Here is a 7002-nt window from a genome sequence, read left to right on the forward strand (position 1 = left end):
TGTCACCCCTGCGACAATACCGCCCTGTCTTGATTTAAGCCTTTGCGATGTCCATGCCCGTTACCGCCCCCCTGCCCACCACCTTGCCCGATTGGCTTGTCCATTGCGAGCGCCTGCACCCCAACACCATCGAGATGGGCTTGGAGCGCGTGCGTACGGTGGCGCAGCGCGTGGACAGTGGGCGCGGCATCCGGCCCGGTTGTCCGGTGATTGTGGTGGCGGGCACCAATGGCAAGGGTTCCACTTGCACGATGCTGGAGGCGATCTACGGCCAAGCGGGTTACCGCACGGGCGTATACACCTCGCCGCACTTGGTGCATTTTGAGGAACGGTGCCGCATCCAAGGCCAGTCCGCCGAGGCGCAGCAACTGGTGGCCGCGTTTGCCGAGATCGAGCGCGCCCGTGTGGGCGATGGCACCCCCGCCCAGCCTGAGGTGGCCCTGACCTATTTTGAATTCACCACGCTGGCCATTGTGTTGGCCATGCAGCACGCACGGCTGGATGTCATGATCTTGGAAGTGGGGCTGGGCGGGCGTTTGGACGCGGTCAATGTGTTCGATGCCGATTGTGCCGTCATTACCAGCATCGACATCGACCACGTGGAATACCTGGGCCCCGACCGCGAGACGATAGGCCACGAGAAGGCCGGCATCATGCGCACCGGCCGTCCGGTGGTGGTCAGCGACCCGGTGCCGCCGCAAAGCGTGCTCGATCACGCCTTTGAGATCGGCGCCGACCTCTGGCGTGCCGGGCGCGACTTCCACTGCGGTGGCGACAAGCAGCAATGGAACTGGGCCGGACGCAGCCGCCGCTACCCCGGCCTGGCGTACCCGGCTTTGCGCGGAGCCAACCAACTTGTCAACGCCGCTGGCGTGCTGGCGGTGGTGGAGGCGTTGCACCCCACGTTGCCCGTCACGGCGCAGGCGGTGCGCAACGGGCTGGCGCTGGTGGAGCTGCCGGGGCGCTTCCAGATCGTGCCCGGCCAGCCCGCGCTGGTGTTGGATGTGGCGCACAACCCGCATTCCGCCGCCGCGCTGGCCGAAAATTTGGATGCGATGGGCTTCTACCCCACCACCCACGCTGTGTTTGGTGCGATGGCCGACAAAGACCTGCGCCCGATGTTCGAGCGCCTCAATCCCTTGATCGACCGCTGGTACTTCACCGACTTGCCCACCGAGCGCGCCGCTTCCGCCGCCGACTTGCAAACCTTGTGGCACAGCCTTAACACCCGCACCGATGTGCAGGCCAGCCAACACCCCAATCCTGACGCGGCCTTGCAGGCGGCGGTGGCGCAGGCCGACCCCGCTGATAGAATCGTGGTCTTTGGTTCTTTCTTTACCGTAGGCGGCGTGTTGCAAAATGGAGTGCCTCGGCTGGCGGCCCCGCACCTCCAAGCCTGATGCCATCTGATTTTCGAGCTCCTGTGCTGCGCGGCCACCAGCGAATGTTCAAACTCCGTTCCGGTGCCTCGGGCACCCCGCATCCGGCCTCACTCAACAGCGTGGACGCGCTGCGCCGTCGGTCGCACCACAGGCTCATGGGTGCGTGCGTGCTGGTGCTCGCGGGCATGCTGGGCTTTCCCATGCTATTTGAAGCCGATCCCCGCCCCCTGCCGGTGGACATCCCGATTGACATCCCCGCCAAGGGCACCACCCCGCCGTGGACGCCGGTCGGCCAGGCCGCTGCCCCCGCCGACAGCCTGGGCGACAAGGAAGAAATCGTGGCCGCTGCCCCTGCACCGCGCCAGCAGACCAACCCCGACGCCAACGCCGCGCGCGAGGCGAAAGAAAAAGCCGTCCGCGAGGCCAAGGACAAGGTCGCGCGCGAAGCGAGGGAAAAAGCCGCCCGCGAGGCGCGCGATAAGGTTGCGCGCGAACAGGCTGCCAAGGACAAGGCCGCACAGGACGCCGAGCCGCCGGTGCGCCTCATCGTGCAAATTGGCGCCTACGCCGACCACGCCAGTGCGCAGGAAGTGCGCTGGAAGCTCGAGCGCGCTGGCCTCAAGACCTACACCCACATCGCCCAGACGCCCGATGGCGAGCGCATCCGGGTGCGCCTGGGCCCGTTTGCCAGCCGCGCCGAGGCCGAAAAAGCCGCCACCAAGGCCAAGGCACTGGGCCTGACCAACAGCGTCCTGCTCACGCTGTGATGACGCTGCTGGGCCCGGTGGACTTGCTGCTGGCGCTGGCGCTGCTGCTGTCGGTGCTGGTCGGGCTGTGGCGTGGGCTGGTGTTCGAGGTGCTGTCGGTGCTGGGCTGGGTGGCCGCTTTCGTGGCCGCCCAGTGGTACGCCGCCCCGGTGTCGTTGTGGCTGCCGCTCAACCCCATGGCCGAGCCGGTGCGCTACGCCATCGGCTTTGTGGTGGTGTTTGTGGCTACCGCCTTTGGCTGCGGCCTGCTGGCGTGGCTGGCCAAGCAGTTCATCGACCAGATCGGCCTGCGCCCGGTGGACCGTGCGCTGGGGGCCGCCTTTGGCGTGCTGCGCGCCACGGTGCTGCTGCTGGCGCTGGCGCTGGTGCTGGGGTTGACCCCCTTCAAGGAACACGAGGCCTGGCGGGCCTCCGTTGGTGCAAGCTGGTTACAAGCGGGCTTGCACCTGCTCAAGGGCACCATGCCCGAAAATCTTGCCCCTTATCTGCCTTAACTCAAGGACTTTGCCATGTGTGGAATCGTCGGTGTTGTCAGCAACACGCCCGTTAACCAGTTGATTTACGACGCCCTGCTGCTGCTGCAGCACCGGGGCCAGGACGCTGCGGGCATTGTCACGCAGCTGGAACGCAAGTTCTTCATGCACAAAGCCAAGGGCATGGTCAAGGACGTGTTCCGTACCCGCAACATGCGCGCCTTGCCCGGCAACTGCGGCCTGGGCCAGGTGCGCTATCCCACGGCGGGCAACGCCTTCAGCGAGGAAGAAGCGCAACCGTTCTACGTCAACGCCCCGTTTGGCGTGGTCATGGCCCACAACGGCAACCTGACCAATGCCGACGCGCTCAAGCAGGAGATGATCCAGCTCGACCACCGCCACATCAACACCGAGAGCGACTCCGAAGTACTGCTCAACGTGCTGGCGCACGAACTGGCCCAGTCCAGCGACCACGGCGCGCTGTACCCCGACGCCATCTTCGCCGCCGTGCGCGCGGTGCACAAGCGCCTCAAGGGCTCCTACGCCGTGGTGGCGCTGATTGCGGGCCACGGCATGCTGGCGTTCCGCGACCCGTACGGCATCCGCCCGCTGTGCATGGGCCGCAGCAAAGACGGCACCGTCATGGTGGCCAGCGAATCGGTGGCGCTCGAAGGCACCAGCCACGAGTTTGATTCCGACATTGCCCCGGGCGAGGCCGTGTTCATCGGCCTGGACGGCAGCATCCGCCGCGAGCAGTGCGCCGAGAACCCGCAGCTCTACCCCTGCATCTTTGAATACGTGTACCTGGCCCGCCCCGATTCGACCATGGACGGCATCTCGGTGTACCAGGCGCGCCTGAACATGGGCGAGACCCTGGCCCAGCGCGTGGCCGCCACCGTGCCGGTGGACGACATCGACGTCGTGATTCCGATCCCCGAATCCAGCCGCCCCAGCGCCACCGAACTCGCGCAGCTGCTGGGCAAGCCCTACCGCGAAGGCTTCGTGAAGAACCGCTACGTGGGCCGCACCTTCATCATGCCAGGCCAGGCGGTGCGCAAGAAGTCGGTACGCCAGAAGCTCAACGTCATTGGCAGTGAGTTCAAGGGCCGCAACGTGCTGCTGGTCGATGATTCGATTGTGCGCGGCACCACCAGCCGCGAAATCGTGCAAATGGCGCGCGAGGCCGGTGCCAACAAGGTCTACATGGCCAGCGCCGCGCCGCCGGTGCGCTACCCCAACGTCTACGGCATCGACATGCCGACCAAGGACGAGCTGGTGGCCTACAACCGCACCACCGAGGAAGTGCGCGACATCATCGGCTGCGACGCCCTGATCTACCAGGACGTGGACGCCATGAAGCAGGCCGTCGGCCTGCTCAACCCGGGCCTGAGCGGCTTCGAGGCCTCCTGCTTTGACGGCGTGTACGTCACCGGCGACGTCACCGCCGACGACATCTACCGCCTCAACGGCCAGCGCGTCATGACCGAGGAAGACGACGCCGACGCCTCGCGCCTGTCGCTGCCCAACTCGCGGGAGGCCTGAGCCATGACCGACCCCAAATGGCAAGCCCTGCGCCGCGAGACCCAGGCCGTGCGCGTGGCGGTGGCGCCCAGCCAGTACGGCGAGAACTCCGAAGCCCTGTACCTGACCAGTGGCTACCTGCAGCCCGACGCCGCCACCTCGGCGCGCCGCTTTGCCGGTGAAGAGGAGGGCTACACCTATGGCCGCTCCAGCAACCCCACCGTCACCAGCTTCGAGCAACGCCTGGCGGCGCTGGAAGGGGCCGAAGCCTGCATCGCCACCGCGTCGGGCATGTCGGCCATCATGCTGATGTGCTTCAGCCTGCTCAAGGCGGGCGACCACGTCATCATCTCGCAGTCGATGTTCGGCTCCACGCTCAAGCTCATCGGCTCCGAGTTTGCCCGCTTTGGCGTTGAGACCTCGATCGTGCCGCAGACCGACCTGGCGGCCTGGCAGGCGGCGATCCGTCCCGGCGTTACCCGGCTGCTGTTTGCCGAGACCCCCACCAACCCGCTCACCGAGCTGTGCGACATTGCCGCCTTGGCTGACCTGGCGCACAATGCCGGGGCGCTGCTGGCGGTGGACAACTGCTTTGCCTCGCCCGCGCTGCAGCAGCCCATGCGCTTCGGTGCCGACATCGTCATGCACTCCGGCACCAAGTACTTGGACGGGCAGGGCCGCGTGCTGGCCGGCGCCCTGTGCGCCCCGCAAAAAATGGTGACCGAGCAATTCCTGCCGGTGCAAAAGAACTCCGGCATGGTGCTGTCGCCCTTCAACGCCTGGGTGGTGCTCAAGGGGTTAGAGACGCTGGACTTGCGCGTCAAGGCCCAAAGCGGGCTCACGCTGGAGCTGGCGCAGTGGCTGGAAGCCCACCCTGCCGTGGCCCGCGTCTACTACCCCGGCCTGGTCAGCCACCCGCAGCACGCACTGGCCATGCGCCAGATGTCGGGTTGTGGCGGCGCCGTGCTGTCGTTCGATGTCAAGGCCAGCAGCCCGCAACAGGCCCGCGCCCGTGCCTTCCACGTGCTGGACTCGCTGCAAGTGCTGTCGCTCTGCACCAACCTAGGCGATACCAAGACCCTGTGCGCGCACCCGGCCAGCACCTCGCACGGCAAGCTCTCCGAAGCCCAGCGCCAGGCCGCCGGCATCGGGCAAGGCCTGATCCGTGTCGCGGTCGGGTTGGAACACCCGCAAGACGTACAAAATGATCTGGCCCGTGGCCTCAACACCCTGGACTCCCTATGACCCAACGCGTCCGCACCCGTTTTGCCCCGTCGCCCACCGGCTTCATCCACCTGGGCAACATCCGTTCAGCCCTGTACCCGTGGGCTTTTGCCCGCGCCAACGGCGGCGACTTCATCTTGCGCATTGAAGACACCGACCAGGAACGCTCCACCCAGGCCGCTGTTGATGTGATCCTCGAAGGCATGGCCTGGCTGGGCCTGACCCCCGACGAAGGCCCGTTCTACCAGATGCAGCGCATGGAGCGTTACAAGGAAGTGTTGCAACAACTCATCGCGGCGGGCCACGTCTACCCCTGCTACATGAGCATGGAAGAGCTGGACGCCTTGCGCGAGCGCCAGATGGCCGCCAAGCAAAAGCCACGTTACGACGGCACTTGGCGCCCCGAACCCGGCAAAGTGTTGCCGCCCGTGCCTGCAGGCGTGCAGCCCGTGTTGCGCTTCAAGAACCCGCAAGGCGGCGTGGTAGCGTGGGACGACAAGGTCAAGGGCCGCATCGAGATCAGCAACGACGAGCTGGACGATTTGGTGATTGTCCGTCCTGCTGCAGCGGGCGAAAGCGTGGGCGTACCCACCTACAACTTCTGCGTCGTGGTCGATGACCTCGACATGCGCATCACCCACGTCATCCGGGGTGACGACCACATCAACAATACCCCGCGCCAGATCAACATCTTCCGTGCCCTGGGCCAGGAGCCGCCGGTGTACGCCCACCTGCCCACCGTGCTCAACGAGCAGGGCGAGAAAATGAGCAAGCGCAACGGCGCCAAGCCTGTCACCCAGTACCGCGATGAAGGCTACCTGCCCGAAGCGATGGTCAACTACTTGGCCCGCTTGGGCTGGAGCCACGGCGACGACGAAATCTTCAGCCGCCAGCAGTTCCTCGACTGGTTCGACCTCGACCACCTGGGCCGCAGCGCCGCCCAGTTCGACGAAGCCAAGCTGCGCTGGGTCAACGCCCAGCACCTCAAGGCCATGCCCGACGACGCGCTGGCGCCGCTGGTGGCGGCACAACTTGCCCCGCGCGGCATCACCGCCGATGAGCGCCTGCCCGCCATCTGTGCCCTGTTCAAAGACCGCTGCGACACCACCGTGGCGCTGGCCGACTGGGCACAGGCGTTCTACACCCCGGTGGCGCCCAAGCCTGAAGACCTGGCCCAGCACGTGACCGACGCCATCCGGCCCGCCATCGCCGACCTGGCCGCCCGCCTGGCCGAGGGCGAGTGGAACAAGGCCGCCATTGCCGCCACCTTCAAGGCCGTGCTGGCCGCGCATGGCTTGAAGATGCCGCAACTGGCCATGCCGGTGCGTGTGCTGGTCATGGGCACGCCGCAGACGCCCTCGGTCGATGCGGTGCTGGAGCTGCAGGGCCGCGAAAAAGTTGTGGCCGGTTTGCAAAACGCCTGAAAATCGTTATAGAATTCAGGTCTTGTCAGCGCAGACAGCAACAAGCCAACAGCTTCAGCAGTCTGCGGTGTGCAAACCTTGGGGGTATAGCTCAGCTGGGAGAGCGCTTGCATGGCATGCAAGAGGTCATCGGTTCGATCCCGTTTACCTCCACCAAGTTTTCTAGGTTTGACCCTATCGTCTAGAGGCCTAGGACATCACCCTTTCACGG

The 7002-nt window shown here is 65.9% G+C and carries 6 protein-coding genes and 1 tRNA gene; all 7 read left to right on the forward strand.

Annotated elements, in window-relative coordinates:
• Window positions 1-47: 47 nt before the first annotated feature.
• The 7 genes from folC to CON76_RS08365 all read left to right on the forward strand — a co-directional run bounded on the left by folC (window position 48) and on the right by CON76_RS08365 (window position 6947).
• Window positions 48-1400, forward strand: a complete 1353-nt coding sequence (folC, locus tag CON76_RS08335) for a bifunctional tetrahydrofolate synthase/dihydrofolate synthase (RefSeq protein WP_240592815.1) — start codon at window positions 48-50, stop codon at window positions 1398-1400.
• Between the two features lie 44 nt (window positions 1401-1444).
• The gene (locus CON76_RS08340) at window positions 1445-2149 is read left to right on the forward strand and encodes an SPOR domain-containing protein (protein ID WP_205758209.1); all 705 of its coding nucleotides are present in this window, start codon (window positions 1445-1447) and stop codon (window positions 2147-2149) included.
• On the forward strand, window positions 2149-2643 hold the full coding sequence (locus CON76_RS08345; RefSeq protein WP_101102892.1) for a CvpA family protein: 495 nt from the start codon (window positions 2149-2151) through the stop codon (window positions 2641-2643). The genes CON76_RS08340 and CON76_RS08345 overlap by 1 nt, the downstream gene beginning before the upstream one ends.
• Window positions 2644-2658: 15 nt before the next feature.
• Window positions 2659-4164, forward strand: coding sequence for an amidophosphoribosyltransferase (gene purF / locus CON76_RS08350; RefSeq protein ID WP_101102893.1), 1506 nt, complete (start codon window positions 2659-2661; stop codon window positions 4162-4164).
• Between the two features lie 3 nt (window positions 4165-4167).
• Window positions 4168-5388 (forward strand): O-succinylhomoserine sulfhydrylase, encoded by a 1221-nt coding sequence (locus CON76_RS08355; protein ID WP_101102894.1) that lies wholly within the window; start codon window positions 4168-4170, stop codon window positions 5386-5388.
• The gene (gene gltX / locus CON76_RS08360; protein ID WP_101102895.1) at window positions 5385-6791 is read left to right on the forward strand and encodes a glutamate--tRNA ligase; all 1407 of its coding nucleotides are present in this window, start codon (window positions 5385-5387) and stop codon (window positions 6789-6791) included. The genes CON76_RS08355 and gltX overlap by 4 nt, the downstream gene beginning before the upstream one ends.
• An 80-nt stretch (window positions 6792-6871) precedes the next feature.
• Window positions 6872-6947, forward strand: a tRNA-Ala gene (locus tag CON76_RS08365).
• Window positions 6948-7002 lie beyond the last annotated feature (55 nt).

Source organism: Macromonas bipunctata (assembly GCF_002837135.1).
Lineage (GTDB): Bacteria > Pseudomonadota > Gammaproteobacteria > Burkholderiales > Burkholderiaceae_C > Macromonas_A > Macromonas_A bipunctata.

Excerpts from the sequence above, each read along its gene's own strand:
- purF (WP_101102893.1), top strand. The coding sequence starts at position 2,659 with ATGTGTGGAATCGTCGGTGTTGTCAGCAACACGCCCGTTAACCAGTTG.
- CON76_RS08355 (WP_101102894.1), top strand. The coding sequence starts at position 4,168 with ATGACCGACCCCAAATGGCAAGCCCTGCGCCGCGAGACCCAGGCCGTG.
- CON76_RS08340 (WP_205758209.1), top strand. The coding sequence starts at position 1,445 with ATGTTCAAACTCCGTTCCGGTGCCTCGGGCACCCCGCATCCGGCCTCA.
- folC (WP_240592815.1), top strand. The coding sequence starts at position 48 with ATGTCCATGCCCGTTACCGCCCCCCTGCCCACCACCTTGCCCGATTGG.
- CON76_RS08345 (WP_101102892.1), top strand. The coding sequence starts at position 2,149 with ATGACGCTGCTGGGCCCGGTGGACTTGCTGCTGGCGCTGGCGCTGCTG.
- gltX (WP_101102895.1), top strand. The coding sequence starts at position 5,385 with ATGACCCAACGCGTCCGCACCCGTTTTGCCCCGTCGCCCACCGGCTTC.